Raw genomic sequence first — 25,841 nt, forward strand, 5'->3', positions numbered from 1 at the left:
CGGAAATCAGTTCGATTTCTTGACATCTGGCCGCAGATTTCCGATATTTATGGCATAAGTTTCGAGGTGGGAACGGCCTCCCCACGCACCCGCAAGGGTCAGTAGCCGCAAGGTGAAGAGATCCGGGCTTTGGCGCCCCGGCGAGAATGGAAAGCCCCGCTTCACGCGGGGTTTTCTATGAGGTCTTGATCAGGTGCCCTTTGCGCAGACGGTTGGCGAGTTTGTTCTGGTCGATCGGATAGACCGATTTGACGAGGTAGACGCCCCGTCGGCTCGGCCTGATCAGCACTGCTACGAGAATGATGAGTTCGGATTGTCGAGCTTCCCGTATCAGCTCGAAACCCTCCGCCGCATGTTTCGGTGACTGGCCGACATGGCTGGGGTCGACAACGGCCTGAGAAACAAATGGCAGGCAGGACATGAAGGTGTCCGGGTGAGACTTGAAAGCGTGTTTCTGAGCCGGGATGGAGAAGCTGACGAGGCCGGGATTAAGGTCCAGGCCGAAACGGCGAAGTTGATGAACCGGTAGCTCTCCCAAGATCAATGGCTTGAAACGTGGCCAATGTCTCGGCTCCTTCAACGCTATCGCCTCCAGACTGAAAAAGTAATTTCTCTCATGAGTTGTATCCGGTTTTTTCGGCACGGACTAGACGGCCAGAACCCATTGAACAAATCGCGAACGTGTCCTAGCCTCATGCCATGTCGATTCCCGTCCCCAATGCTCTCGCGCGCAAAATCTTCCTCGAACGGCAGGGCCTGTCGCGCTCGCCGACCAAGGCGCTCGGGCGTGAGGGGCTCTACGACCTGATCCATGATCTGGGCTTTGTTCAGGTCGACAGCATCCAGTGGGTCGAGCGGGCGCATCACCAGATCCTCTTTTCGCGCAATCAGACCTATCGAACGAAGGATCTCCAGCATCTCCTGGAAAAGGACCGCACGCTCTTCGAACACTGGACGCATGACGCCTCCGTCATTCCTTCAGCCTTCTTTCCCTATTGGAAGCACCGCTTCGTCCGCCGCGAGGCGCGCATCCGGCAGAACTGGGCGAAGTGGCAGGGGGAGGGCTTCGATCAGGCCTTCGAGGAGACCTATGCCCGCATCCGCGACCATGGCCCCGTCATGGCCCGCGACGTGAAGGCCGAGGATCACAAGTCCGGCGGCTGGTGGAACTGGCACCCCTCGAAGACGGCGCTCGAATTCTTGTGGCATACCGGCAAGCTCTCCATTGCCCGCCGCGAGGGTTTCCAAAAGGTCTATGACCTTTCTGAGCGCGTCATCCCTGCCGAACATCACGCGGCCGAAGTCGAACACGAGAGCTTTGTCGACTGGGCCTGCCGGGCGGCTCTCACCCGTCTCGGCTTTGCGACCTCGGGCGAGATCGCCGCCTTCTTCGATATCGTCACCCCCGACGAGGCCAAGGCCTGGGTGACGTCCCATCGCGATGAACTCGAGGAGCTGCAGCTCGAAACGGTCGACGGCAAGCCACGCGCCTCCTTCGCCTTCGCCGACCGGGTCGCAAGCCTTCTCGACGCGCCCGAGCCACCGGCACGCATCCGCGTACTCTCGCCCTTCGATCCCCTGATCCGTGACCGAAACCGCACCGAACGCCTCTTCGGCTTCTTCTACCGCATCGAGGTCTTCGTGCCCGAGCCGAAGCGGCAATACGGCTATTATGTCTTCCCGCTCTTGGAAGGGGACCGGCTGATCGGCCGGATCGACATGAAGGCCGAGCGCAAGGACGGTGTGCTCGATGTCCGCCGCCTCTGGCTGGAGCCGGGCGTCAAACCCTCTGCCGGCCGCATCGAAAAGCTGGAAGCCGAATTGCAGCGCGTTGCCCGCTTCGCCGGCATGGAGGCCGTGCGCCTTCAGCCCGGCTGGCTCGCCTGATCATCAGCAACACCGACGAGAAAGTCTCCTGACGTGACCGACAACAGTGCCTACCGCATCGAACTCCGAGTGCCCGCCATAGACGATTACATGCGGCTACGCCTCGAATCCGGGCTGACACCCTTTTCCCGTGAAGCCGCCGAGAAAGGCCTGCCGAACTCGATCTTCGGCGTCAGCCTGATGCTGGGCGACGAGACCGTCGGCATGGGCCGCATCATCGGCGATGGCGGCTGCTTCTTCCAGGTGACCGACATCGCCATTCTGCCGGGTCATCAGGGCAGGGGCCTCGCAAAATGGATCATGCAGGCGCTGTCGGACTTCATCGCGACACTGCCGAAGACGGCCTATGTCAGCCTCATCGCCGATGTCCCGGCCAATCGCCTCTACAGCCAGTTCGGCTTCGACGAGACGGCACCGCGGTCCGTCGGCATGGCGCGCCGGGTTTTGTAGTCGCCTTGAAAAACACCTTCAAATGACGTATATTGTCACTGTCAACTGAAGGAACTTGATCGTGCTTCACGCTGCTGAAAATCCTCTGGTTTCGGTTCCGCGATCGGCGGGCTTTGCCGACGAAGCCGATCGCAGGCGCCTGTCGCAGACGGCGCTCAAGGCCTTTCGCCGCCTCGTCACCCACTGGGACCTCACCAGTCAGCAGTCGGCGGCTCTACTGGGCGTGTCGCTCAGCACCTGGGAGCGCTTGAAGCCGGATACTGCGACCAAGACCCTGAGCCAGGACCAGATGACCCGCATCTCCGCACTCACGGGCATCTACAAGGCGCTGCACCTGCTCTTTGCCGATGCCATGGCCGATCGCTGGCCGATGCTGGAAAACAGCGGCCCGCTCTTTGATCGCCGCACGCCCGTGGCCGCGATGATCGAGGGTGGCATCCCGCATATGCTTGAAGTCCGCCGCTATCTCGATGCGGTGCGCGGAGGTCTCTGAGTGGAGGTGTCAGGCCTCCCGGTGGTGACTGTCGCTCATCCGAGGACGGTGCGGCTTGTCTCCACGGCTCGCCTTCGCGCGCCGGTGCTCGCGCCGCTGGCCGATAGCGATGACGAACTCTCTGAACTCGCGGAGATCGAGGCGGCGACCTCCAGCCGCATGCAGGCGCAGGTGACGGGCATCTCAGGTCTGGCGGCCAATGAACTCGTCTATGACGTGCCGCACGCCCATTTCATCAATGCGAGCTTCGCCTATGCCAAGCCCCGCGAGCCGAACCGCTTCAATGGCGAGACGCGTGGTGCCTGGTATGCGGCGCTCGCCGTCGAGACCTGCCTCGCCGAAATCACCTTTCACATGACAGACTTCCTCGCCCGCACCGGTGTCTTCGAGGCGGTGGCCGAATATGCCGAGATGTTCTGCAGCGTTTCCGGCGAGTTTCTCGACCTCAGACCGATGCCTGCCCATCCGGCGCTGTCGGCGGACAAGACCCGCGGCTATCCCGAGGGCAATCGCCTCGCGCTGGAAGCAAGACGGGCCGGGCTGAACGGCATCGTCTACCCATCCGTCCGCCATCCCGGCGGCACCTGCTTTGCCATCCTGCGCCCGGCGGCGGTCCAGTCCGTGCGGCAGGGCGATGTCTGGCGGCTGACCTGGAAGGGCAGGCCGGAGCCGGTGGTGGAGGGGCCGGTCGGGTCTTGATCGTTGTCTACGTATTTGTGGGAGGCCTTTAAGCCTTTTGCCCTTCCCACAGCACCGGGTCACCCCCACCCGACGCTCCGCGTCGACCTCCCCCCTCTAGGGGGAGGTGGGAGGCCGCCGGTTGCGGCGATGACATACGTGAGGGGCGGCGGGAGCCCTGCCGCATTTTCCACCCTCCCCTTAAGGGGGAGGGTCGGACCGAAGGTCCGGGGTGGGGTGATCAGGCGGCTGCAAGCCGCCGCCACAACATCGATGGATCAAGGAAGACCCACAAAGCCTTAGACGATCTCCGTCGCCGCAATCCGAATCCCGAAGCCTTCGAGACCGACATAGTGGCGTTCGCGCGACGAAAACAGCCGGATCGAGGTAACCCCGAGATCCTTGAGGATCTGGGCACCCAAACCGATCTCCAGCCATTCGCTTTCACGCGCCTGGGCTTCCGAATGATCTTCGCGATCCTGCTTGCCGCTGCGCGCCGTGGTCGAGACACCAACGCCGACAGAGCCTTCCCGCAGATAGACGATCACGCCGCGGCCCTTGTCGGCGATCCGCTTCATGATCCCGTCGATCTGCCTGTCGGTCCCGAACACGTCCTTGCCGACATGCTCGAGATGCAGGCGCACCGGAATGTCCTCGCCATCGCGGATGTCCCCGAAGACGACGGCGAGATGCTGCATCGGATCCCAGGGCAGCGAATAGGCATAGGCCTTGGCCGGACCATAGGGCGTCTGCAGGTCGAACTTGGAGACGAGCTGGATCAGCGTCTCCTTGCGCTGGCGATAGGCGATGAGATCGGCGACCGAGACCTGCTTGAGGCCATGCTTCACCGCGAAGTCCGCCACCTGCTGGCCACGGGTCACGGTGCCTTCATCGTTGACGAGTTCGCAGATGACGCCGATCGGCGGCAGACCGGCGAGCTTGCAGAGGTCGACGGCCGCTTCCGTGTGGCCGGAACGCATGAGAACACCGCCTTCGCGCGCGACCAGCGGGAAGATGTGACCCGGGCGCACGAAATCGGAGGGGCCGACATTCGGATTGGCGAGGTTACGCACCGTCAGCGTGCGGTCGTCAGCGGAAATCCCGGTCGTCGTGCCATGCTTGAAGTCGACGGAGACCGTGAAGGCCGTCGTATGGGCACTGTCGTTTTCCGCAACCATGGCCGAAAGGTTCAGTCGCTTGGCCTCTTCCTTCGGCATCGGGGCGCAGACGATCCCCGAGGTATGGCGCACGATGAAGGCCATCTTCTCCGCCGTGCAGTGGACCGCGGCGACGATCAGGTCGCCTTCGTTCTCGCGCCCGTCATCATCGGTCACGACGACGATTTCGCCGGCTTCGAAGGCGCGGATCGCCTCGACGACGCGCTTCTGGTCATAGCTCATGGGGCAAGTCCTTATCTGGTCCGGCCGTTCTGGCCGCGGTCTCTCAGGATATGATCGAGCAGGATGCAGGCGAGCATCGCTTCGCCGACGGGCACGGCGCGGATGCCGACGCAGGGGTCGTGGCGGCCCTTGGTGCGCACATCGACCTCATTGCCGTCGGCATCGATCGAGCGCTTTTCGGTCAGGATCGAAGACGTCGGCTTGATGGCAAAGCGCGCAACGATCGGCTCGCCGGTCGAGATCCCGCCCAGCACGCCGCCGGCATGGTTGGACAGGAAGACCGGCTTGCCATCGGCGCCGATCCGCATCTCGTCCGCATTTTCCTCGCCGGTGATTTCGGCAGCCTGGAAGCCATTGCCGACTTCGACGCCCTTGACGGCGTTGATCGACATGAGACCTGCGGCGATATCCTGGTCGAGCTTGCCGTAGACGGGCGCACCGATCCCGGCCGGAACACCCTCTGCGACCACTTCGATCACCGCGCCAACGGAGGAGCCGGCCTTGCGGATGCCGTCGAGATAGTCCTCGAACACGGGCACCATCGCCGCATCAGGGCAGAAGAACGGGTTCTGGTCGACCTGCGCCCAATCCCAGTTGTCGCGATTGATCTTGTGCGTCCCGATCTGCACCAGCGCGCCGCGAATGGTCACACCAGGCATGGCAAGCCTTGCCAGCGCACCGGCCGCAACGCGGGCTGCCGTCTCGCGGGCAGACGAACGTCCGCCGCCGCGATAGTCGCGGATCCCGTACTTCAGATCATAGGTGTAATCGGCATGGCCGGGGCGATAACGCTTGGCGATCTCACCATAGTCCTTGGAGCGCTGGTCGGTGTTCTCGATGAAGAGCGACACGGGCGTGCCGGTCGTGATCATCGTCCCGTCTTCCTGCGGCATCACGCCGGACAAGACCTTCACGATGTCGTCCTCGCGCCTCTGCGTCACGAAACGCGACTGGCCGGGCTTGCGCTTGTCCATGAAGACCTGCAGGTCCTCCTGGGCGAAGCGGACGCCGGGAGGGCAGCCGTCGACGACCGCGCCGAGCGCCGGCCCATGGCTTTCGCCCCAGGTGGTGACGCGGAAGAGGTGACCGAAGGTATTGTGCGACATGCGTGAGCTACCGTTCCATTCTCGTCCACCGGAACGTCTTCCGGCGGGCCCTGCCTTGGATGGCGTCACTCATAGAGCAAATCCGCGAAGGCTGTGAAGCGCTTTTGCGCCCGTTGCCGCCGATTTGCGACAACACAGTGTCACCGCAGGCGCAATGATCCGAAGCCGGGGAGCCTTACGAGGCCTTGCGCTGCGGCAAGCGGTCGACGAAGCGGGTGAAGTCCTCGAAGGAAAGCGGCTTGGCGAAGGCATAACCCTGGAGATAGTCGCAGCCGAGCTGCCGCAGGATGCCGGCATGCTCGTGTGTTTCCACGCCTTCTGCAACCGTTTCGATGCCGAGTGACCGGGCGATCTCGACGATGTTGCGCACCAGGCTGCGCTCCTGCGGCTGCTGGGTCACCGGCATCACAAGCTGCCGATCGATCTTCAGCCGCTTTGGCTTGAGCTTCAACAGCGAGACGATCGAGGTATGGCCGGTGCCGAAATCGTCGATTTCGATGTCGATCCCGAGCGCCTTGATCTTCTCGATATTGTCGGATGCCAGCGTATCGCTCTCGTCGAGGAAGATGGATTCCACCAGCTCGAAGCAGATCGAACCGGGCGTGATCGCAAGCCCTGTCAGCTGGTCGATCAGATTGTCGTCATGCAGGCGCCTGGAGGACACGTTGACGGAAATGCGCGGCACCTGCATGCCAAGCGCTGTCCAGCGCATCTGGTCCTTCAGCGCCGTCTGCAGCACCAGTTCGTCGATGCGGGCCATGACGTTCAGGTCTTCCGCCACTTTCAGGAAGTTGCCGGAGGCGAGAATGCCGCGGTCGGGATGGCGCCAGCGGATGAGGGCTTCCGCACCGCAGAGCTGCATGCTCGAGGCGTCGAATTGTGGCTGGTAGAAAACGACGAATTCATCCCGGTCGAGCCCGGCCAGCATGTCGTCGGCCATGCGCTTCTTGGCAACGATATTAGCCTGCAGGTCCGGCGTGAAGAACTCGTAGCAGTTTCGGCCCTTTTCCTTGGCCTGATAGAGCGCGATATCGGCATTGATCAGGACCTTACGCGCATCCGGCGCGGGTCCATGCGCCTGCGCGATGCCGATCGACACGCCGCAGCGACAGTCGAATCCTTCGAAGTCGAGCGGCTGGCGCATTTCCTCGATGATCTTGTTCGACAGGGTTGCGAGTTCATCCACCGTCGTCTGGCGGCGGGCCAGAACCACGAACTCGTCGCCGCCGATACGTGCCACGAGATCACCGCGCGGTACATGCTTCATCAGGATGCGAGAGGCATGGACCAGCATCGCGTCGCCCGCGGCATGGCCCAGCGTGTCGTTGATTTCCTTGAAACGGTCGAGGTCGAGATGGAGGATCGCGAATTTGGCGGACTGACGGTCGCCGCTGCGCGCCAGCGTGTCCAGCTCGAGATCGAGCTTGCGGCGGTTTGCCAGCGAGGTGAGCGGATCGTGCAGCGCGTTGAATTCGATCCGGTTCTTGGCCAGTTCCAGTTCGATGTTGCGCATGTCGGCTTCCGCCTTGGCGGTACGCAGCTGTTCGGCAAGCAGCGCATCGGCGGTCACGTCGAAGGCAATCCCGATCAGCTTCTTCTTGCCGTCACGGCCGACATGCGGCTGCCCGACGGAGCGAATATAGCGCATCTCGCCATTTTGCAGCACCACGCGCTGGGTGGTGTTGATGACCTGGTCGAGGGTGACAGCGCGCTTGGTGGCGAGCTGGATCTCGCCCCGGTCGTCGGGATGAAGGCGCGAAAGCCACACATGTTCGGGAACGGCCTTGTCGCTGAAGGGCACGCCATAGAGCTGGTGCATGCGCTCGTCCCAGATCGCGCTGCGCGTAACCGGATCGCCTTCCCAGGTGCCGCAATTGTAGGAGCCGAGTGCGAGGTCGAGACGCTGTGACGCTTCGGCAAGCTGATGCTCGCGGCTGGAAAGCTCCTCGAGCGCGAGCTCGAGTTCGGCATTCTTGATGTCGCTGTTTTCCTTCGCCTTGCTGAGCGACTGGGTGACGAGGGTATCGGTCGTGACGTCGCAGACGATACCGGTGATGTTGCCGTCCAGCGTTCGTGCACCCACGGAGCGAAGATAGCGGAAGCTGTCGTCGGATAGGGGAACCCGATAGTGGATGTCCCACTGGTCGGCGGACGCGGCGATGACACAGTCAAAGTAAAGCTGCTCGGCGCGCCCGATATCATCCGCATGCAGCGAAGCGAACCAGTCCGCGAGCCTGTCTTCGTCTTCGGCGAGACTTTCGGGAAGACCGTGCAGTCCGGCGCTGCGGCTATCCCAGATCAGGGCATGGGTTACCGTGTCGATCTCCCAGATGCCGATATTGGAGGTTTCAAGCGCCAGCTGAAAGCGCTCCGACAATTCGAGCAGGCGCTGCTCGCGCCCCCTCAGGCGGGCAATGTTGAGATTGCGCTCGCGCAGCAGGTAAACGGCAAGAAGGACCGAGATCATCATCGCGACCACGCCGGCTAGGACCAGAAGGCGGCTCGGAAGCAGACGGTTCATTGCCGCATCCCAGCCGTCTGTGGGTACGCCGTAGATCCGGAACGGCAGTCCATCCACCGTGAAGGCCAACGATACCGGCTGCTCATCGAAAAGCGAGGCGTCACCGAAGACGATATCATTGCCGCTCGTCGACGGCAGTGTCACCGCCAGCTTCGTGTGGTCATGGTCTTCCTGGCCGGGCAAGACCTCTTCTGCGAGAAGCCGATTGGTGCCGAAAAAGCCATCTCCGTCGATGTCGACGATCAGCGAAATCCAGCTTTGCTGGCCTTGCCAAGGCAGGGGAGGCACGGGGATGTCGATCGTGAAGCCGCGTTCTGCCTGGCTGATCAGGGCCGTGAACGCCATGCGCTTGGGGTCGGTCAGGGGCGCGAAACGGATGGAGCGGAAATGGCTGTTGACCTTCAGCATCCGTTCGATCGTGCGGTTCAGCTCCGGCGGCGACATCATGCCGTCGTCCGCGATGTCATCGGCCAGCGCCAGCGCCAGATCAATGTCCCGCGCGATCTGCGTCTCGATTTCGGACTTCGCATGTTGCAGACGCTCAAGCACCGTCTGCTCCACCCGGCCGCGTTCGCTGAGCGCCGTCTGCCGGTCGATCATGAACCCTGCGGAAACGATCAGGACGCTGAGTAAAGCGCCGCCGATCAGCCAGAGCATGCCGTTGCCCCACCTGCTATCGGCCCGCGAGTCCTTCATCAATTTACGCAAGTCTAGGTATCCCCTGATCCCGTTCCCGCTAAGTCTATGGCCCGGCGGTTAATTTAGGATTTCGGGAGACGCTGGCTTTTTTCCGTCGCTCTACTTTATCGCGGGCACACCAGTTGCTTGTGGATCACGGCAAAGAAATACAATCGAGGTCTATTCACCCAAGGATAACCCGAGCGCAGCGCTTGATCCGGGGCTCCATTCGGGTCAACAATCCCATTGAAAAGTCATGATCGCGGGCGAATTCCGCCACATTCGGGAGGCTAGTTTGAAGTCGTTTTCAGCATTGATTTGGTCGAAGGTGGTTCGCATGCGTGTCGTGATATCCCTGCTTCTTGCCACGGCAAGCTTCCTCTCCCCCGTCGCCGTCCTCGCCGGCAGCGCCGATGTCGAAGCCACGATCCGTGACGTGAACATCGAAGGCATGAGCCTCGAACTCGATGACGGCAAGAGCTATGCCGTCCCGGCCGAATTCAACTTCGAGGGTCTGGAGCCGGGTCAGAAGGTCATCGTCTTCTACACGGAAGTGGACGGCAAGCGCGTCGTCGACGATCTGGAAGTCCTGCAGTGACTTGAAGCTCGGGTTGCTGATCTCCGGCAGCCCGCAGTCGCGATCAGATCCAGCCGATGCGCTTCTGGTCGCGATCGATCTTCAGAATACGGTCCTGCGGAATGTTCATCTCGCAGGCCTCGTCTTCACCGACATCGCCGATCAGCCGGAAGCAACTGCGGATGACGCCGCCATGGCTGACGCAGACGGTCGGCATCTCCACTGATTTCAGCCAGGCCCCGATCCGCCAGGACAGGATCTCGTAGCTCTCGGCATCGTCGCCGGGCGGAATGAAACCCCATTTCTGCCGTGCCCGCTCCGCCACGCGCTCCGGCGACACCTGCGCCAGTTCCGGCAGCGTTGAGCCTTCCCAGTCGCCGAAGGAGAGCTCCTTCAGCCGATCATCCATGCGGTATTGGGTGGGGTCGAGGCCCATGGCGGCACGCAGCCGCTCCATGGTGTCACGGGTCCGCCCCAGAGGCGAGCTGACAAAATCGAAATCCCCGGCGCTGTCGCCAATGATCTGTGCGAGTTTGCGGCCGTTTTCGCTCGCCTGCTGGCGGCCGATCTCGTTGAGGCCGATATCCTTCTGGCCCTGCATCCGGCCTTCGGCATTCCAGTCGGTCTGGCCGTGGCGGATCATGTAGATGAGCACGGCGCAGTCTCCGATGTCAGTCCTTGCCGAGAACGATGTCGGGCGCGTCGACCGACTTCATGCCGACGGTGTGATACCCGCAGTCGACATGATGCACCTCGCCGGAAACCCCCGTCGAAAGATCGGACAAGAGATACATGCCCGACTTGCCCACCTCGTCGGTCGTGACGTTGCGCTTGAGCGGCGAGTGATACTCGTTCCACTTGAGGATATAGCGGAAGTCGCCGATGCCGGAAGCTGCCAGCGTCTTGATCGGGCCCGCCGAGATCGCGTTGACGCGGATACCGCGACCGCCCATGTCGACGGCAAGATAGCGAACAGAGGCCTCGAGCGCGGCCTTGGCGACACCCATGACGTTGTAATGCGGCATGACCTTTTCGGCGCCGTAATAGGTCAGCGTCAAAAGCGAGCCGCCGTCGTTCATGATTTTTTCAGCGCGCGCTGCGACTGCCGTGAATGAATAGACGGAGATGTCCATGGTGCGCGCAAAGTTGTCGCGCGTCGTCTCGATGTAGCGGCCGGTCAGCTCGTCCTTGTCGGAAAATGCGATGGCATGCACGACGAAGTCGATCTTGCCCCACTTGGCCTCGATATTGTTGAAGACGGCGTCGATGCTGTCGAGATTGGTGACGTCGCAGTCTCCGGCGAGGAAGGCATCGAGTTCCTGGGCGAGCGGCTCGACACGCTTTTTCAGCGCGTCGCCTTGCCAGGTCAGAGCAATCTCTGCGCCCTGATCGCGGCAAGCCTTCGCGATGCCCCAAGCGATGGAGCGATTGTTGGCAACACCCATGATGACGCCGCGCTTGCCTGCCATAAGGCCGGAACCCTGAACCATATCGAGACCCTTTGAGACTTTCGGTGGACTTGCCTATGGCATAGGCCGTTCCGGCGTTCAAGATTGAAGCAGATCATCGAAAGGCCGACAGGGAACATTGGCTGTATACTTCAAAAATCCCTCATAAATCAGCGAGCAAGCTTCCGGCACTTGCCTGTGTCGCGTCGCAACGCTCCGCGCATTCGACGAATCTGGAACTCTCCGTCGCTCCTGCTGTTGGGGTCTCCTTGCAGGAGGGCATGAGATGAACAAGATATCGAAGGCAGGACGACAGGCGGGTTACGCGGCCATGGCGTCCGGTGCCTTGGGCTTTGCGCTTGGAGGCTTCTTCGACGGCATTCTGTTGCACCAGATCCTGCAATGGCACCATCTCCTGAGCGGCCTGCCGCAGGCGGCGGCCGACCTGCGCTTCCTGATCCTGACGGACGGGCTCTTTCATCTCGCCATGTATCTTGTTGCAGCTCTCGGGCTGTTGTGGTTGTGGCGCGGCCGGGCGGCGGTCCTTGCGCCGGCTGCCGGTCGCCTCGGCCTCGCCTGGGGGCTTATCGGCTTCGGCTCCTGGCACATCACCGATGCCCTCCTCTCCCACTGGCTTCTCGGCATTCATCGTATTCGCATGGATAGCGATATGCCGCTGGTCTGGGACCTTCTCTGGCTGTGTCTCTTCGGTCTCGCGCCGGCTCTTCTAGGTGTCTGGCTCAAACGCGGGGGCAGGGGGAGCGGTTTCCATGCAGCACCGCTCGCTCTGGCAGTGATCACCGTCGCCGCGGGCGCGGTCCAGGCCTTTCCACCGGCCTCCGAGGGCCCGGTTGTCGTTCTCTTTCGATCGGGCATGGATGAGACGGGCGTGATGGCGGCGATCGCGGCCGTTGACGGATCGCTTGCGGGCCGAGACCCCTCCGGCACGCTCTGGGCCGTCGCTTTGCCCGAAGGCGCTCCTGCAAGCAGCCTTTATGCTCATGGTGCGCTGGTGGTGAGCGGCGCCGGTTTGCCGGCGGGCTGCCTTGATTACACGCTGCCCGAAGAGGCCTGAGGCGCGCTCAGGGCGAGATCAGATGTAAAGCCCCTCGCGCATCAGGCGCATGAGGTCCGTCACCTTCTCGTCCGGCTTTTCCCACAGCATGACGCGCAACTCGACCACAAGCGCACCGCGCCCGCCTTCGCCATTGGGAAGGCCGAGTTCGTCGATGCGGATCACCTGATCGGAATTGGACCATGCCGGAACCGTCACGGGCACCATGGTGCCGTCGGGGCCTTCCACCTGGCTTTCGCAACCGAGCACGGCATTTTCGAGCGTGATCGGCAGCACGGTGCGGATGTCGAACTGGTCAACGAGGAAACGCTCCGCCTTTGCCACCTTGATGGTCACGGCAACATCGCCCCGCTGCAGACCCTGGAATTTTAGGCCCTGGTTCTTCAGGCGAACGACATGGCCGTCGGTCACCCCTTCGAGCGGCACGCGCACTTCGCGACCGTCGTTCAGCGTGATCGGCACGGATTTCTGGTCGAGCAGATCGGTAATCGCAACCACGGCCTCGGCAAAGATGTCAGGGGCCTTTTCCGGCAGCGGTGGCGGCGCGCCCCGCAGGCGACGGACAAGCGAGCTGAAGAGTTCGATCGGCGCGAGCAGCGGCGAGGCAGCAGGCTTGAGGGGCAGCCCCTCGGAAAGATCCGCCGCCTCCTGTTCGCGCCGCAGGTTCTCCGCGGCTGCAGCCGCTTCGGGGCTGTCGCCGAAGATGCGAGAGACCGTTTCCTCGGTGCCGGACGCCGTCCCTCCGACCGATGCCGTCGCCCCTTGTGAGGCGCCGGCAGAGGCGCCGCCTGCTGCCGCCTTCTGAGCGCCGGAGGCAGCGGTCGTCTCGGCGCTGTCGCTCGACGTGCTGGCCTGTGCCTGCGCTTTAGCCTTGGCCTCGGCGGCCTGATCCTTCGCGGCCTTGGCTTTTGCCGCCTGAGCGGCCTGCGCGGCATCTGCCTTGGCTTTCTCCGCCTCGGCGCGGGCGAGTTCTTCCAGCACGCGTTCGGCATTCGCCTTGGCCTGCTTCGCCTTTTCGGCTGCCTCGCGCGCTGCCTGGCGCTGCTGCATGATCGTCTGTTCGCGTTCCAAGGCTTCGACCTTCATGCGTTGTTGATCATACCGGCTGCGTTTGGCCGGATCCTTGAGCACTTCATAGGCACGGCCGATCTCGGCAAAGCGGTTATGCGCCTGCGGATCGTCCCGGTTCTGGTCCGGATGCACTGTCTTCGCCTTGGTCCGCCAGGCGGCCTTGATCTCATCTGCGCCGGCATCGCGCTTCACGCCGAGGATCGAGTAGAAATCACGCATCGAGGACACCAACACACCTCATGCGGAAGAGCCCGATCATGGCGCCCATCCGCGAAATTTTACGCCGCTCCGCGAAATTCATGCGGAGACGATTGCTACAGTTGGAAGGAGCGTCGCACGGGAGTTGCTAATCGAAGGTTACGCCGCATCAGGGCGGGGCGGGCTATTTCTTCGAGTTTGCTTAAGCAAATCTTTCGAATGCGACCGAAATCGATCCGCCGTTTACGATTGGCGGTCGAAGCTCATGAGCTGCCAGTTGCCGGTGCCGGAGGTGCAGGTCTTGCCGGAGAAATAGGCGATGCCCTCATAGGAATGGCGCGTGGTGGAGAAGTTGCGGCAGATGACGCCGTCACCCTTTTCCTCCTGGATCGCGGTGACCACGCCGGCGCTGCCGGTCGTGGCATTCGCCCAGGGCAAAGGCTTTCCGTCCGTCTTGGAAAGGTCGGCCGAAGACACCGCGCTCTGCACCGTGAGTTCGTCGGAATGACTCGTGCCATTGCCCTTCTTGGCGATAGTGGAGGTGGAAATCGAGCTGTCGACGGTATCTGAACCAAAGAGGTCCATGCTGCTGCCGAAGCACCCGCTGAGCGGAAGTGTCGCAGCGATGACGAGCAAGATCGAGCTTCTACGCATGCACCAACCCTTTGTACGCTCGACCGACTTTGCTATGTCTTTCAACGGGCCTAGGATCCAGTGCTTCGTCATCCGCGGCCAATATGCATATCGGGAGCATTTTACACAATATGTCAGATATCGGGTTAACAAGTGGTGACTTCACCGAAGAGAGCGAACCCTTTGCCCTCTTCGCGACCTGGCTAAAGGATGCCGAGGCCTCGGAGATCAACGATCCCAATGCGGTGGCGCTCGCTACCGTGGATGAGGACGGGCTTCCGAATGTACGTATGGTGCTTCTCAAGGGGTTCGATGCTAGAGGCTTTGTGTTTTACACGAATTTCGAGAGCCAGAAGGGACAGGAAATTCTCGGCCAGAAGAAGGCAGCAATGTGTTTTCATTGGAAATCACTGCGCCGCCAGATCCGCCTGAGGGGTGATGTCGAGGTGGTTTCCGACGCCGAAGCCGACGAATATTACCAGTCCCGCCCGCTCGGCAGCCGCATCGGTGCCTGGGCGTCGAAGCAGTCGCGCCCGCTGGAAGGCCGGTTCGCGCTGGAAAAGGCAGTCGCCGAATACACGGCGAAATACGCGCTCGGCAACGTGCCGCGTCCGCCCCATTGGTCGGGCTTCCGCATCATCCCGCGATCGATCGAATTCTGGCACGACCGCAAGTTCCGCCTGCACGACCGCATCGAATTCCGCCGCGACGGCGACGGCTGGTCGAAGGTCCGGATGTATCCTTGAGCAGAGGGCAGGGGCTCAGCCGCCGACGAGCTTCGACGGCAGCCCGGATGCCAGCGCCTCGACATAGCGGGGCTTCTGGTAGAGCCCGTTGAGCGAGATCCGCGGCAGAAGCTGCGGGCTCGCCATGGCAGCCGGTGTCAGCGTACCCGGCCGGGTCGTCACTGAGAGCTTGAAACCTGCCCAATCGGCGTATCCCGCCGTCCGCACCGTTGCGCTGCGCGCATCGCCGTAGGGGTAGGCGAAGGTGACGGGCCGCGTGCCGGTGATGCCGGCCACATATTCGGCGCTGTCATTGTATTCTCTGAGCAGGTCTTCGTCGTTCAAGTCGGCAAGACCGCGATGGCTGACGGTATGAGCGCCGTAGGAGACGAGCGGGTTTCGGCCAAGCGCTGCCAGTTCCTCCCGGTCCATCACCGCTTCGGAGACCAGCGCATGCGGATTGATGCCCGCGGCATTGGCTACCGCATCGAGTTGCGCCACACCCTTCGCCTCGTCTCCCGCCATCAGCAGGCGGGCAACCGCATCGAACGCCGCCGTCTTGGCCTTCAGAGAACTGCAATCGAGGTCGATCCGCCCCGCCGGCAGGCAAAGCGCCACCCGCGGCCGGGCTGCAATCAGCGCGGCAAGCGTATCCCACCACATCGTATGGCTGCGTTCGGAAAGCCCCTTGCAGACGAAGATCGTAAAGGGCACGCCATGCCGCTCGAAGACCGGCAAGGCATGGTCGCGGTTGTCGCGGAAACCGTCATCGAGCGTGAAGACGGCGAAGGGCTGAGCCCCATCCGGCTCGGCAAGGGCGGCCGGCACCTCATCCAGGCGGATGAAACGATAGCCGCGCCCGGCCAGGGTGCGGATCGCGGCATCGAGAAAGTCCGGCGTGATGGAAAGATGCCGGTTCGGCTGAAAGCTGTCGTTCGTTTCAGGATGAACGTGATGGAGCGTAAAAATCACGCCACGCCCTTGAAGACTGCGCGTGGCGCCGAGCCTGGACAGCAGGAAGGAAAACTCCAACCCAGCCGTGATCGACGCTCGCTTCAGCGCCTGTTTGAACCGTCCCGCCATGACCCCGCCTGAAACATCATTGTCCGCAATATCAGGCAGGCTACCCCTCGAGTCCTTAAGCGAGGTTCAACACATCGCCTCAATATTGTGGGGAATGCGGCAGCTCCGCAGCCAGTCGGGTGGCACGCCGGGCCAGCAGCATGGCAGGGATCGTCCACAGCACCGGAATGAGGAATGTTGCCGAGAACGCGACCCGCGACGTGTCGCTTGCCGTCGCCTCTGCCAAGCCCAGACTGTTGCCCGCCAGACCGGCAAAGGCCGCACCGATCGCAAAGCCCGCCGATTGAAGCGTCGGAATGAGCCCCGACGTCTTGTCGCGCTCGCCAGGAATGCTCGCTTCCATCAACATCTGGCTGAGAAAGGCCCAGCTTGCGCCGAAGGCCGCGCCCACGACGATCTGCCCTGCAACGAGGAGCGGCAGCGTGCTCCAGTGGAACCCTGCAGCAACGATCACCATCCCGGCAAACTGCAGCACCGGACCCGCCTCGATGGCCCGGCGGCGCGCGCCTGCGGTCCCGACATGGGCAATGAGAACCGCAACCAGGCTCCAGCTCATCGCCATGATGGCCCCAAGACCGCCGGCGGCGAGCGGACCGAAACCGAAGCCACGCTGCAGACCGAAGACGAAATAGACGCCGCTTGTGGCCTGCGCCACCGGCATCAGCAGCACCAGCCAAAGCCCGGCTCCGACCGTGGACGTCAGGCCAAACGCGGTATGCGGCATCAGGCTTGAGCGCGATCTCCGATCCTGGCGAACACTGAGGCCAAGCAGCGCGAGTCCGAAGACCACCAGCATGGCGGAAAGCCATGCTTCCTGGGCTACACCGGATGACAGGATCATGAGCAGACCCACAGCGAGCATCACCAGCGGAGCGATCGGCACCGGCGACTGCTCGCCAAGGCTTTCGCGTGTACGCGCTGTGATCAAAGCGAGCAGCAAGAAGACGAGCCCCAGGGGCAAGTTGATCAGGAAGGCGGTCCGCCAGGAAAAGCTTTCGGCAAGCCAGCCGGCCGCAAACGGTCCGCCGAACGAAGCGCAGGTCCACACGATGGCTTCGACACCGAAGACCTTGGGCACCAGGCGCGACGGATAGAGCGCCGGGATGAGCGCATAGCAGATGGCGGCAACCACCCCTTCGCCGAGCCCCTGTCCGACCCGCCCGAGGAGGACTTGCTCCATGGTTTCGGCAAGAGCGGCCGTCAGTGTTCCGCCAAGAAAGACAAGGGTCGCGACAACAAGCACGCGACGCGCACCGAAGCGCTGCTTGAGCCGGGCAGCCGTCACGCCTGCGACGATCGAGCCGATCAGATAAAGCGACACCGACCAGGCAATGAGATGACCACCGCCGATCTCGGCGATCGCACTTGGCAGTACGGTCGAGACGAAGAAGCTGTTGAAGGCGAAGAGGGCGACACCCATGCTCAACATCAGGGTCGTTGCAAGATGCGCTGGCTGAAGCAACTCGTGCCATCCGCCATTGGTGCGGATCGCTGATGGAGGCTCCGCGCTGCCGTTTTCGGAAAGGTCGACAACGGTGCCGGTGGCGGTTTCGGTCATGGAGGCTCTCTCTGCAGACTGCGATTGGACGCGATTTCGGGTCATGCTACAACCTCAACCGAAGTTGAGGTAAAGCCATGGGCACACAAAAAATGCGTCTGACCGTCGGAGACGTTGCCAGACGCACCGGTCTCGCCGTTTCGGCCATCCATTTCTACGAGCGAAAGGGCCTGATCTCGGCCGACCGGACCGGCGGAAACCAGCGTCGCTACAGCCGCGACGTGCTGCGTCGGCTCGCCCTGATCCGGGCCGGGCAGGAAGTGGGGCTACCGTTGTCGGAGGTCGCGGATGCCTTGTCGGCACTTCCGGAAGGCAGAACGCCGACAGCGGAAGACTGGCGGCAGATTGCGACGGGATGGGCGTCGAAGCTCGATGCGCGCATCCGGGTACTCGAACGGCTGCGCAATGATCTCGACGGCTGCATCGGTTGCGGCTGCTTGTCGATGCAGCGCTGCCAATTGATCAATCCCTCGGACGTACTCGCCGGGCAGGGTACCGGTGCCGTCACGCTGACGGTCCCCGACACTGTCAGCATTCGCCCAGGCGATTAACCTTCCATTCACCATGTTCGAGCGACGTTATGTGGAATGACGGTCGCATTTGATCCCGATCGGCTGATTGTCGCCCCATTCTTGCCATAGGGCCTCAACCTCAAGACGGCGGATCGATCGAATCGAGCCTGTCACAGTCATCATTGAAATCCGGGCGGCATTGGAGTTTTCATGAGCAAGTTGTTGATCGCGTTCTCGTTTTGCGTGGCGATCCTCTCCCTCTCGAGCGCAGCTCACGCAGGCAGTGCCCAACTCCTTCTCGATGCCCGCACCGGCGAAGTTCTTGCCTCCGAAAATCCCGACGTGCTCAATCATCCGGCCTCTCTCACGAAGATGATGTCGGTCTACATGGTCTTCGACGCCATCAAGGCAGGCAAGCTCAGCTGGGACAGCCCGGTTCCCTTTTCGAAACATGCCGCCTCTCGCCCGCCGACCAAGCTTTTCGTGAAGGCCGGTGACTCGATCACCGTGCGCGAGGCGGTTCTCGCCATGATCGTGAAGTCTGCCAACGATGCGGCGGCCGCCGTCGGCGAAAAGCTGGGCGGCAGCGAGGAAGGCTTTGCCGCGCTGATGACGCGCAAGGCCCGTTCGCTCGGCATGATGAATACCACCTTCTTCAATGCCTCCGGTCTGCCGCATGACCAGCAGTTCACCACGGCCCGCGACATGTCGACCCTCGGTGTCGCCCTGATGCGCGACTTTCCGAAGGAATACGAACTCTTCGCCACCAAGAGCTTCAAGTTCCGCGGCAAGACGATCAGTGGCCACAACAACCTGATGTATCGCTACAAGGGCATGGACGGCATCAAGACCGGCTATACCAATGCATCCGGTTTCAATCTCGTGAGCGCCGTGGAAAAGGATGGCCGCCGGGTGATCGGCGTGGTGATGGGCGGTCGCACTGCCGCCAGCCGCGACAAGATCATGGAGCGGCTGATCGACGCCAACATCAAGAAGGCCTCGACCGGCAGCCAGCTCCTCGTTTCCCGCTCGACGGGCGTTCAGATGGATCTCGCCCGTCTCGGCGATGAAGTGCCGGTTCCGGCGTCGCGCCAGTCGGCACTTGCCGCAGTCCAGAGCCTGGCCGGCGTCACCGGCGTCGCCGCGCCCGAAACCGCATCGGCTTATGCTCCCTCGGCGGGCACGCCTGTCCCGGCAGACCTCGTGCCCACCCCGGCAAGCCGTTTCGCCCCTGTCGATCCGCAGCACACCGCAAGCACGCTCCCGGCCTCGACCGAGCGCAAGTGGCAGATCCAGATCGCCGCCGCGACCTCCGCCCAGGCAGCGATGGATCTCCTCTCCCAGGCCCGCCAGAAGGTCGGCGGCCCGCTGCAGGACCTCGACACCTATACCGAAATGGTCACCCGCAACGGCATCACCTTCTACCGCGCCCGCTTCACCGGCTTCGACAACAAGGAAGAAGCCCGCACCGCCTGCGACAAGCTGGTCCGCCAGCGCTACGACTGCGTGTTGATGCCGGCACGGGGGTGAGTGTTCGGCCCACTCGGATCGTCATTTGACAGCTTGGTCCGATCAGCAGGTTAGTCAGGGATGTCTGCAGGCTGACCGATCTTCGTCAGCAGTGCGACCGCGTCCTTGTCGAACGAATAGAACAATTCGCCGCCTAGCCATCTGCCCTCATGAGCGATCACGCCATCGGCGAAATCGCCGCCTGCCTCCAGCATGGCCAACCCGGCCTCGACTGCCGGACGGTTCATCGCAACATTCTCCGTTTCCAGGAGATCGCGGATCGACTGCCCCACTTCGATCACAGAGAGTTTCGCACCGCGTCTGAGAACCCAGACGAATTCGCAGAGGCAGGGCAGGGAGATCGCGATCAGCGAGGCCTCGGACATGATCCTGGCTGCAGCCGCTCCCTGAACGGGGTCATCTTGCAGAACGGCGCGGATCAGGACATTCGTGTCGACCGAAATGTTCATTTCTCGCCGGCCCAGCCGGACGCTGCAATCTCATTGATCTCGTCAACAGTGAGCGGCTTCTTCATCTTGCCGGCGTGACGACCGATAAACGATGAGATGGTTCCTGCTGGACGTTCAGCTCGAACACGCAACTCACCCCCCGGCAACTTCTCCAGCGCGATCCTCTCTCCCGGCTTGATCCCGAGATGCTGCAGAAGCTCCCGCTTCAGCGTAACCTGACCCTTCATGGTGACCGTAAGCGATGTCATGGGACACTCCTTCACCCGAATTGTAATGGAAAATTACATTCCGGCAAGCTGCTCAAGGCAGGGCACGGGGTCCCATGTCCTCGAACAGCCGCAGCAAGTAGCCATCCGGATCCGCAACGACGAATTGACGGTTGCCGATTTCGTGGTCGTCGCGCCGATACCATTTCTCTTCGAGCGGCAGATAAAGCGGCACCCCTGCCGCAGCGAGGCGGGTGAGGATGTCATTTACGTTCGGCACCAGGATCTGCAGATTAAGCCCGCGCCCGAAAGGCCGTTCCAAAGGCGCCTCATCGATCTCGAACGTGCGCCCAATGCCGATCTGATCGATCATCAGCTGTGCCTCACCAAGCGTCAGGTAGCTGAAGCCTTCCTCCGGCCGCTCATAGGCGACGTCGAAGCCGATCAGATCGAGATAGAAGGCGCGGCTCGTGCGCCAGTCGCTGACGCCAAGCTCGGGAACCAGCGCATTGTCGATCAAGCCTTAGTCCCGCCAACCGTGATCTGGTCCATCCGGAGATGCGGTTGACCGACACCGACGGGCACCCACTGGCCGGCCTTGCCGCAATTGCCGATGCCCGTGTCGAGCTTCGTGTCGTTGCCGATCATGGTGATGCGCTTCATGGCGTCGGGCCCATTGCCGATCAGCATGGCGCCCTTGACCGGCGCGCCGATCTTGCCGTTTTCGATCAGATAGGCCTCGGTGCAGCCAAAGACGAACTTGCCGGAGGTGATGTCCACCTGGCCGCCGCCGAAGGAAACGGCATAGATGCCCTTCTTCACGGACGCGATGATCTCTTCCGGCGTCTTGTCGCCCGAGAGCATGTAGGTGTTGGTCATGCGGGGCATCGGCTGGTGGGCATAACCCTGGCGGCGGCCATTGCCGGTCGCCTTCATGCCCATCAGGCGGGCATTCTGCCGGTCCTGCATGTAGCCGACGAGTTTGCCGTTCTCGATCAGCACGTTATAGCCGGAGGGTGTGCCCTCGTCGTCCACGGTGATCGACCCGCGCCGATCGTTGATCGTGCCGTCGTCGACGACGGTCACGCCGGGGGCGGCCACCATCTCGCCCATCAGCCCGGCAAAGGCCGATGTCTTCTTGCGGTTGAAGTCGCCTTCCAGCCCGTGGCCGACCGCCTCGTGCAGCATGACGCCCGGCCAGCCATTGCCGAGCACGATGTCCATCGTACCAGCAGGCGCTTCCTCGGCTTCGAGATTGACCAGTGCCTGCCGCAGCGCCTCGTCGGCACCGCGACGCCAGCTCTCTTCGGTCAGGAAATCCTGAAAGCCCATGCGCCCGCCGACCCCGAAGGAGCCGCTTTCCTGGCGGTCTCCCGTACCCGTGACGACCGAAATGTTGATGCGAGTCATCGGGCGGATGTCGCGCACCCGGTGTCCGTCGGCGCGCAGGATCTCGACCACCTGCCAGCTGGCGCCGACGGTCGCCGTCACCTGCCGCACCTTGGGGTCCTTGTCGCGCAGATAGGCGTCGATCTCGGACAGGAGCTTCACCTTCTCCTCGAAGGTCGGCGAGCCGATCGGGTTGCCGTCGCCATAGAGCTTGGCGTTGGTCCGCTGCGGCGCCGTTGCATAGGAGCCGGAATAGCCATGTGTCACCGCGCCAACAGCATCGGCCGCCCGGGAGAGGGCAGAGAGCGAGAGTTCGCCAGAATGGGCATAACCCACGGCCTCATCGGCGACAGCCCGCAGGCCAAAACCCTGGTCGGTGTTGAACGAGCCACCCTTCAGGCGCCCATTGTCGAAGGTGAGCGATTCCGCCTGCGCATGCTCGACGAAGAGCTCGCCGTCGTCTGCGCCCTTGAGTGCATCGGCGACGCGGCGCGTCAGCGTGGCTTCGTCGCAATCGAAGAGGGAGAGAAGGTCCTGGGTCATGCAAGTCTCCTTGGGCGCGGGTCCCTGCATGTAGGCGCGCCACGAAAAAGGGGCAAGCCTGCCGGACTTGCCCCTGGATAGAATGTCATCACGATCCGGCGACCGGATGCGGCTTCAGGGCAGCTTGTCGTAACCTTCTCCGAAGCCCGCCAATTCGATCGGGATGCCGACGCGGTCCTGGTCAGCAGATTCGCGCAGCGCAAAGACCGCGGCCTTGCCGGCGCGCAGGATCTTCATCAGCTCCTCGTCGATCTCGACCTCGACATAGCAGCCTTCCGAGAAGCAGCGGGTGAAATAGGCGCGCCCGATATTGTTGCCGTCGACGAAGAGCTCCATCCCGTCCTTCAAGAGCACGCCGAGCGGGGCGAGAATGCGCAGGATGCGGGCCTTGCGGTCGGCCGTCTTCAACACGACGACCGAGAGACCAACCTCCGGCCGGTCTTCGGCGATGACGTTCTGCATCAGGGCGCACTGCTCTTCGGCAGCGCCCGCCGGCTTGTCGCAGATGACAGACCAGGCGCCATGATTGGAACGGATCGAGCCCGGCTGTTGTTGGGGTTGCTGGCTCTGGGCTGGTGTGGCGAGTGCAGCGATCAGCACGGCGCTCGCGGTCAGGCTGGACCAGGCAAGTCTTGGCAGACCCATGAAAACCTCTGGAAAACGAATCATTGCCGACATTCTTGTCGCCGGGGGGTGCAAATGGGAAGCCCCGATGCCTGTTTTAAGGCCGAGTGCGGCATAATTGGGACTTCGCATGTCGGGTGGAAGCGCAATCATGCGCCTCCTGCGGGTGCATCTGGGGAAAGCCTGTGCATCACGGGCGCATGTATTTGATGAAGCGCAAAAATGCCGCACCGGCTTTCGCGCGGGCGTATTGCGATTGCGGCCAATCTGTGATTTGAAACGGCGACACTAGCATGATTTTTGCGCTATGGTTTGATGTGGATCAAGCGCTTGTGGGAGACCAAACCGTGATGAAGAGAACCTATGCAGCCTTGGCCGGCTTGGCCTGTCTGCTTTTCGCTTCTGTAGGCTTCGCCGATCAGCCGAGGCCCTGGCAGATGGGTATGCAGGAACCAGCGACCTCCATCATGGAGTTCAACAGCTGGTTCGAGCAGTACACTCTGTGGTTCATCGTTCCGATCACCATCTTTGTTCTGATTCTTTTGATCCTCGTGGTCGTGAAGTTCCGCGCCGCCGCCAATCCGGTGCCGTCGAAGACGAGCCACAACACGGCGATCGAAATCGTCTGGACGGTGGCTCCTGTCCTCATTCTCTTCGCCATCGCGATCCCGTCCTTCAACCTGCTGACCTATCAGTTGAAGATGCCGGAAAATCCCGACGTCACCATCAAGGCGACCGCCACCCAGTGGCTGTGGTCCTATGAGTATGAAGGCGAGCAGGCCGTCTCCTTCGACAGCTACATGCTGAAGGACACCGACCGTGCAGCCATCGGCAAGGAAGACGTCGCTCGCTATCCGCGTCTCCTGGCTGTGGACAACGAAGTCGTCGTACCCGTCGGCAAGACGGTTCGCCTCCTCGTGACCGCTGCCCCGACAGACGTTATCCACGCCTTTGCGATGCCGGCTTTCGGTATCAAGATCGACGCCATCCCGGGCCGTCTGAACGAGACCTGGTTCCGCGCCGATCGCGAAGGCCTCTACTACGGCCAGTGTTCGGAGCTGTGCGGCAAGGACCATGCGTTCATGCCTATCGCCATCCGCGTGGTCTCCGACGAGCAGTATGCGACCTGGCTCCAGGCCGCGACCTCGGATCTCTCCGGCGCCAACCGCGCTCTTATGGCTGCTGTCGATGGCGCTCCCGCCGCCGTCCAGACGGCTGAAAACATCACGAACTGAGAGGAGTGAGGTCAATGGCTGGCTCTGTTGCCCACGACGAACACGCGCACGGCGCACATCACGACCATAAGCCGAGCTTCTTTGCTCGCTGGTTCCTGTCGACCAACCACAAGGACATCGGTACCCTCTATCTGATCTTCGCGATCATGGCGGGTATCGTCGGTGCCGCTCTCTCGGTTGCCATGCGCATGGAGCTGCAGGATCCGGGCATCCAGATCTTCCACGGTCTGGCGTCCATGGTCTACGGCTTCGAAGGTGACGCTGCCATCGATGGCGGCAAGCACATGTACAACGTCTTCACGACGGCGCACGCCCTGATCATGATCTTCTTCATGGTCATGCCGGCGCTGATCGGCGGCTTTGCCAACTGGATGATCCCGATCATGATCGGCGCTCCGGACATGGCTTTCCCGCGCCTCAACAACATCTCCTTCTGGCTGATCGTCCCGGCCTTCCTGCTGCTTGTGCTTTCGATGTTCGTCGAAGGTCCGGCAGGCGCCTATGGCGTCGGCGGTGGCTGGACGCTCTATCCGCCTCTTGCGACCTCGGGCCAGCCCGGGCCGGCCGTTGACCTTGCGATCTTTGCGCTCCACGTCTCCGGTGCGTCCTCGATCCTCGGTGCGATCAACTTCATCACCACGATCCTGAACATGCGCGCTCCGGGCATGACGCTGCACAAGATGCCGCTCTTCGCCTGGGCTGTTCTGGTCACTGCCTTCCTTCTGCTGCTGTCGCTCCCGGTTCTCGCCGGCGGCATCACCATGCTCCTGACCGACCGCAACTTCGGCACGACCTTCTTCTCTCCTGAAGGCGGTGGTGACCCGGTTCTCTACCAGCACCTGTTCTGGTTCTTCGGTCACCCGGAAGTCTACATCCTGATCCTCCCCGGCTTCGGCATCGTCAGCCACATCGTCTCGACCTTCTCGAAGAAGCCGGTCTTCGGCTACCTCGGCATGGCCTATGCCATGGTCGGCATCGGCGCCGTCGGCTTCGTCGTCTGGGCCCACCACATGTATACGGTTGGCCTGTCGCTTGCCGCCCAGCGCTACTTCCTCTTCGCAACCATGGTCATCGCGGTGCCGACCGGCATCAAGATCTTCTCCTGGATCGCGACGATGTGGGGTGGTTCGCTGAGCTTCAAGACCCCGATGGTCTGGGCGATCGGCTTCATCTTCCTCTTCACCGTCGGTGGCGTCACGGGCGTCCAGCTCGCCAACGCCGGTCTCGACCGCTCGCTGCATGACACCTACTACGTCGTGGCTCACTTCCACTACGTTCTGTCGCTCGGCGCCGTCTTCGCGATCTTCGCCGGCTGGTACTACTGGTTCCCGAAGATCACCGGCTACATGTACAACGAGTTCGTCGGCAAGCTGCACTTCTGGATCATGTTCATCGGCGTCAACCTGGTGTTCTTCCCGCAGCACTTCCTCGGCCTCGCCGGCATGCCGCGCCGCTACATCGACTATCCGGATGCCTATGCCGGCTGGAACTATGTCTCGTCGATCGGCTCCTACATCTCGGCCTTTGCGGTTCTCGTCTTCCTCTACGGCGTCTTCGAAGCCTTCGCCAAGAAGCGCGTCGCCGGCGACAACCCCTGGGGTGAAGGTGCGACCACGCTGGAATGGCAGCTGTCTTCGCCGCCGCCGTACCACCAGTGGGAACAGCTGCCGAAGATCAAGTAAGCAGCACCGGATCTGCCCAATGATATCGGGCGCCGCGGTCTTCAAGGATCGCGGCGCCCGCAAAACCAACGAAAGACGGAATTCGAAAGC

Annotated in this window: 26 protein-coding genes; 11 read left to right on the forward strand and 15 right to left on the reverse strand. The window is 62.3% G+C overall.

The annotated features are described in order from the left end of the window. Nucleotides 1-175: 175 nt before the first annotated feature. Nucleotides 176-643, reverse strand: a complete 468-nt coding sequence (locus M1E12_RS02550) for a hypothetical protein (RefSeq protein WP_479563636.1) — start codon at nt 641-643, stop codon at nt 176-178. Nucleotides 644-699: 56 nt separating this feature from the next. Between M1E12_RS02550 and M1E12_RS02555 the strand changes: the two genes are divergently transcribed. The 4 genes from M1E12_RS02555 to M1E12_RS02570 all read left to right on the forward strand — a co-directional run bounded on the left by M1E12_RS02555 (nt 700) and on the right by M1E12_RS02570 (nt 3,529). Continuing rightward, complete coding sequence (locus tag M1E12_RS02555; RefSeq protein ID WP_479563637.1) at nt 700-1,887, forward strand: winged helix-turn-helix domain-containing protein; 1,188 nt, start codon at nt 700-702, stop codon at nt 1,885-1,887. 90 nt (nt 1,888-1,977) lie between these two features. Next, complete coding sequence (locus tag M1E12_RS02560) at nt 1,978-2,337, forward strand: GNAT family N-acetyltransferase (RefSeq protein ID WP_479564805.1); 360 nt, start codon at nt 1,978-1,980, stop codon at nt 2,335-2,337. Nucleotides 2,338-2,398: 61 nt separating this feature from the next. Beyond that, the gene (locus tag M1E12_RS02565) at nt 2,399-2,830 is read left to right on the forward strand and encodes an antitoxin Xre-like helix-turn-helix domain-containing protein (RefSeq protein WP_479563638.1); all 432 of its coding nucleotides are present in this window, start codon (nt 2,399-2,401) and stop codon (nt 2,828-2,830) included. A gap of 21 nt (nt 2,831-2,851) precedes the next feature. After that, a complete protein-coding gene (locus M1E12_RS02570; protein WP_479563639.1) occupies nt 2,852-3,529 on the forward strand; it encodes an RES family NAD+ phosphorylase in 678 nt (225 codons plus the stop codon). A gap of 278 nt (nt 3,530-3,807) precedes the next feature. On the opposite strand, the gene ribB is transcribed toward M1E12_RS02570, so the two are convergent. The 3 genes from ribB to M1E12_RS02585 all read right to left on the reverse strand — a co-directional run bounded on the left by ribB (nt 3,808) and on the right by M1E12_RS02585 (nt 9,243). Further along, nucleotides 3,808-4,908 carry a 3,4-dihydroxy-2-butanone-4-phosphate synthase gene (gene ribB, locus M1E12_RS02575; protein ID WP_479563640.1) on the reverse strand — a complete coding sequence of 367 codons (1,101 nt, stop codon included), beginning with the start codon at nt 4,906-4,908 and terminating at the stop codon, nt 3,808-3,810. Between the two features lie 11 nt (nt 4,909-4,919). Then, the gene (gene aroC, locus M1E12_RS02580) at nt 4,920-6,014 is read right to left on the reverse strand and encodes a chorismate synthase (RefSeq protein ID WP_479563641.1); all 1,095 of its coding nucleotides are present in this window, start codon (nt 6,012-6,014) and stop codon (nt 4,920-4,922) included. A 175-nt stretch (nt 6,015-6,189) separates the two neighbouring features. Next, entirely contained in the window at nt 6,190-9,243 is a 3,054-nt protein-coding gene (locus M1E12_RS02585) for a bifunctional diguanylate cyclase/phosphodiesterase (RefSeq protein ID WP_479563642.1), read from the reverse strand. Nucleotides 9,244-9,550: 307 nt separating this feature from the next. Between M1E12_RS02585 and M1E12_RS02590 the strand changes: the two genes are divergently transcribed. Next, entirely contained in the window at nt 9,551-9,811 is a 261-nt protein-coding gene (locus tag M1E12_RS02590) for a DUF1344 domain-containing protein (RefSeq protein WP_113460690.1), read from the forward strand. Between the two features lie 43 nt (nt 9,812-9,854). On the opposite strand, the gene M1E12_RS02595 is transcribed toward M1E12_RS02590, so the two are convergent. After that, the gene (locus tag M1E12_RS02595) at nt 9,855-10,445 is read right to left on the reverse strand and encodes a histidine phosphatase family protein (RefSeq protein ID WP_479563643.1); all 591 of its coding nucleotides are present in this window, start codon (nt 10,443-10,445) and stop codon (nt 9,855-9,857) included. Nucleotides 10,446-10,461: 16 nt separating this feature from the next. Further along, a complete protein-coding gene (fabI, locus tag M1E12_RS02600) occupies nt 10,462-11,280 on the reverse strand; it encodes an enoyl-ACP reductase FabI (protein WP_113460604.1) in 819 nt (272 codons plus the stop codon). 244 nt (nt 11,281-11,524) lie between these two features. Here fabI and M1E12_RS02605 point away from each other — a divergent pair, with 244 nt between their 5' ends. Beyond that, nucleotides 11,525-12,313 (forward strand): DUF2243 domain-containing protein, encoded by a 789-nt coding sequence (locus M1E12_RS02605; protein ID WP_479563644.1) that lies wholly within the window; start codon nt 11,525-11,527, stop codon nt 12,311-12,313. An 18-nt stretch (nt 12,314-12,331) separates the two neighbouring features. On the opposite strand, the gene M1E12_RS02610 is transcribed toward M1E12_RS02605, so the two are convergent. Beyond that, nucleotides 12,332-13,603 (reverse strand): DnaJ domain-containing protein, encoded by a 1,272-nt coding sequence (locus M1E12_RS02610; protein WP_479563645.1) that lies wholly within the window; start codon nt 13,601-13,603, stop codon nt 12,332-12,334. 222 nt (nt 13,604-13,825) lie between these two features. Beyond that, nucleotides 13,826-14,281, reverse strand: a complete 456-nt coding sequence (locus M1E12_RS02615) for an RT0821/Lpp0805 family surface protein (protein WP_167494874.1) — start codon at nt 14,279-14,281, stop codon at nt 13,826-13,828. A 65-nt stretch (nt 14,282-14,346) separates the two neighbouring features. On the opposite strand from M1E12_RS02615, the gene pdxH reads away from it, so the two are divergent. After that, nucleotides 14,347-14,961: a pyridoxamine 5'-phosphate oxidase gene (gene pdxH, locus M1E12_RS02620; protein WP_136538368.1), complete on the forward strand. Its 615-nt coding sequence runs from the start codon at nt 14,347-14,349 to the stop codon at nt 14,959-14,961. Nucleotides 14,962-14,976: 15 nt separating this feature from the next. On the opposite strand, the gene M1E12_RS02625 is transcribed toward pdxH, so the two are convergent. Next, nucleotides 14,977-16,023, reverse strand: coding sequence for a polysaccharide deacetylase family protein (locus tag M1E12_RS02625; RefSeq protein ID WP_479563646.1), 1,047 nt, complete (start codon nt 16,021-16,023; stop codon nt 14,977-14,979). A gap of 79 nt (nt 16,024-16,102) precedes the next feature. Beyond that, the gene (locus M1E12_RS02630; RefSeq protein WP_479563647.1) at nt 16,103-17,581 is read right to left on the reverse strand and encodes an MFS transporter; all 1,479 of its coding nucleotides are present in this window, start codon (nt 17,579-17,581) and stop codon (nt 16,103-16,105) included. 77 nt (nt 17,582-17,658) lie between these two features. Here M1E12_RS02630 and soxR point away from each other — a divergent pair, with 77 nt between their 5' ends. Together soxR and M1E12_RS02640 are read left to right on the forward strand one after the other, a co-directional pair. Then, nucleotides 17,659-18,132, forward strand: coding sequence for a redox-sensitive transcriptional activator SoxR (gene soxR, locus M1E12_RS02635; RefSeq protein WP_479563648.1), 474 nt, complete (start codon nt 17,659-17,661; stop codon nt 18,130-18,132). A gap of 171 nt (nt 18,133-18,303) precedes the next feature. After that, nucleotides 18,304-19,623, forward strand: a complete 1,320-nt coding sequence (locus tag M1E12_RS02640) for a serine hydrolase (protein ID WP_479563649.1) — start codon at nt 18,304-18,306, stop codon at nt 19,621-19,623. A 50-nt stretch (nt 19,624-19,673) separates the two neighbouring features. Here M1E12_RS02640 and M1E12_RS02645 read toward each other — a convergent pair whose 3' ends face one another. From M1E12_RS02645 to M1E12_RS02665, 5 genes are all read right to left on the reverse strand, one after another. Continuing rightward, nucleotides 19,674-20,072: a type II toxin-antitoxin system VapC family toxin gene (locus M1E12_RS02645; protein WP_479563650.1), complete on the reverse strand. Its 399-nt coding sequence runs from the start codon at nt 20,070-20,072 to the stop codon at nt 19,674-19,676. After that, on the reverse strand, nt 20,069-20,320 hold the full coding sequence (locus tag M1E12_RS02650; RefSeq protein ID WP_113460596.1) for an AbrB/MazE/SpoVT family DNA-binding domain-containing protein: 252 nt from the start codon (nt 20,318-20,320) through the stop codon (nt 20,069-20,071). Before M1E12_RS02650 ends, M1E12_RS02645 begins: the two co-directional genes overlap by 4 nt. 52 nt (nt 20,321-20,372) lie before the next feature. Then, nucleotides 20,373-20,795, reverse strand: coding sequence for a bleomycin resistance protein (locus M1E12_RS02655; RefSeq protein WP_479564806.1), 423 nt, complete (start codon nt 20,793-20,795; stop codon nt 20,373-20,375). Further along, entirely contained in the window at nt 20,795-22,210 is a 1,416-nt protein-coding gene (tldD, locus tag M1E12_RS02660) for a metalloprotease TldD (RefSeq protein WP_479563651.1), read from the reverse strand. Before tldD ends, M1E12_RS02655 begins: the two co-directional genes overlap by 1 nt. Nucleotides 22,211-22,324: 114 nt before the next feature. Then, a complete protein-coding gene (locus M1E12_RS02665; RefSeq protein WP_113460688.1) occupies nt 22,325-22,855 on the reverse strand; it encodes an invasion associated locus B family protein in 531 nt (176 codons plus the stop codon). Nucleotides 22,856-23,181: 326 nt separating this feature from the next. Here M1E12_RS02665 and coxB point away from each other — a divergent pair, with 326 nt between their 5' ends. Continuing rightward, nucleotides 23,182-24,069, forward strand: coding sequence for a cytochrome c oxidase subunit II (gene coxB / locus M1E12_RS02670; protein ID WP_136538377.1), 888 nt, complete (start codon nt 23,182-23,184; stop codon nt 24,067-24,069). Between the two features lie 14 nt (nt 24,070-24,083). Next, the gene (gene ctaD, locus M1E12_RS02675) at nt 24,084-25,751 is read left to right on the forward strand and encodes a cytochrome c oxidase subunit I (protein ID WP_113460593.1); all 1,668 of its coding nucleotides are present in this window, start codon (nt 24,084-24,086) and stop codon (nt 25,749-25,751) included. The last annotated feature ends 90 nt before the right edge of the window (nt 25,752-25,841 follow it).

The organism is Rhizobium sp. K33 (genome assembly GCF_056501445.1).

Excerpts from the sequence above, each read along its gene's own strand:
- M1E12_RS02555 (WP_479563637.1), top strand. The coding sequence starts at position 700 with ATGTCGATTCCCGTCCCCAATGCTCTCGCGCGCAAAATCTTCCTCGAA.
- M1E12_RS02560 (WP_479564805.1), top strand. The coding sequence starts at position 1,978 with ATGCGGCTACGCCTCGAATCCGGGCTGACACCCTTTTCCCGTGAAGCC.
- ribB (WP_479563640.1), bottom strand. The coding sequence starts at position 4,908 with ATGAGCTATGACCAGAAGCGCGTCGTCGAGGCGATCCGCGCCTTCGAA.
- aroC (WP_479563641.1), bottom strand. The coding sequence starts at position 6,014 with ATGTCGCACAATACCTTCGGTCACCTCTTCCGCGTCACCACCTGGGGC.
- M1E12_RS02590 (WP_113460690.1), top strand. The coding sequence starts at position 9,551 with ATGCGTGTCGTGATATCCCTGCTTCTTGCCACGGCAAGCTTCCTCTCC.
- fabI (WP_113460604.1), bottom strand. The coding sequence starts at position 11,280 with ATGGTTCAGGGTTCCGGCCTTATGGCAGGCAAGCGCGGCGTCATCATG.
- M1E12_RS02605 (WP_479563644.1), top strand. The coding sequence starts at position 11,525 with ATGAACAAGATATCGAAGGCAGGACGACAGGCGGGTTACGCGGCCATG.
- M1E12_RS02610 (WP_479563645.1), bottom strand. The coding sequence starts at position 13,603 with ATGCGTGATTTCTACTCGATCCTCGGCGTGAAGCGCGATGCCGGCGCA.
- pdxH (WP_136538368.1), top strand. The coding sequence starts at position 14,347 with ATGTCAGATATCGGGTTAACAAGTGGTGACTTCACCGAAGAGAGCGAA.
- M1E12_RS02625 (WP_479563646.1), bottom strand. The coding sequence starts at position 16,023 with ATGGCGGGACGGTTCAAACAGGCGCTGAAGCGAGCGTCGATCACGGCT.
- M1E12_RS02630 (WP_479563647.1), bottom strand. The coding sequence starts at position 17,581 with ATGACCGAAACCGCCACCGGCACCGTTGTCGACCTTTCCGAAAACGGC.
- soxR (WP_479563648.1), top strand. The coding sequence starts at position 17,659 with ATGGGCACACAAAAAATGCGTCTGACCGTCGGAGACGTTGCCAGACGC.
- M1E12_RS02640 (WP_479563649.1), top strand. The coding sequence starts at position 18,304 with ATGAGCAAGTTGTTGATCGCGTTCTCGTTTTGCGTGGCGATCCTCTCC.
- M1E12_RS02645 (WP_479563650.1), bottom strand. The coding sequence starts at position 20,072 with ATGAACATTTCGGTCGACACGAATGTCCTGATCCGCGCCGTTCTGCAA.
- M1E12_RS02650 (WP_113460596.1), bottom strand. The coding sequence starts at position 20,320 with ATGACATCGCTTACGGTCACCATGAAGGGTCAGGTTACGCTGAAGCGG.
- tldD (WP_479563651.1), bottom strand. The coding sequence starts at position 22,210 with ATGACCCAGGACCTTCTCTCCCTCTTCGATTGCGACGAAGCCACGCTG.
- M1E12_RS02665 (WP_113460688.1), bottom strand. The coding sequence starts at position 22,855 with ATGGGTCTGCCAAGACTTGCCTGGTCCAGCCTGACCGCGAGCGCCGTG.
- ctaD (WP_113460593.1), top strand. The coding sequence starts at position 24,084 with ATGGCTGGCTCTGTTGCCCACGACGAACACGCGCACGGCGCACATCAC.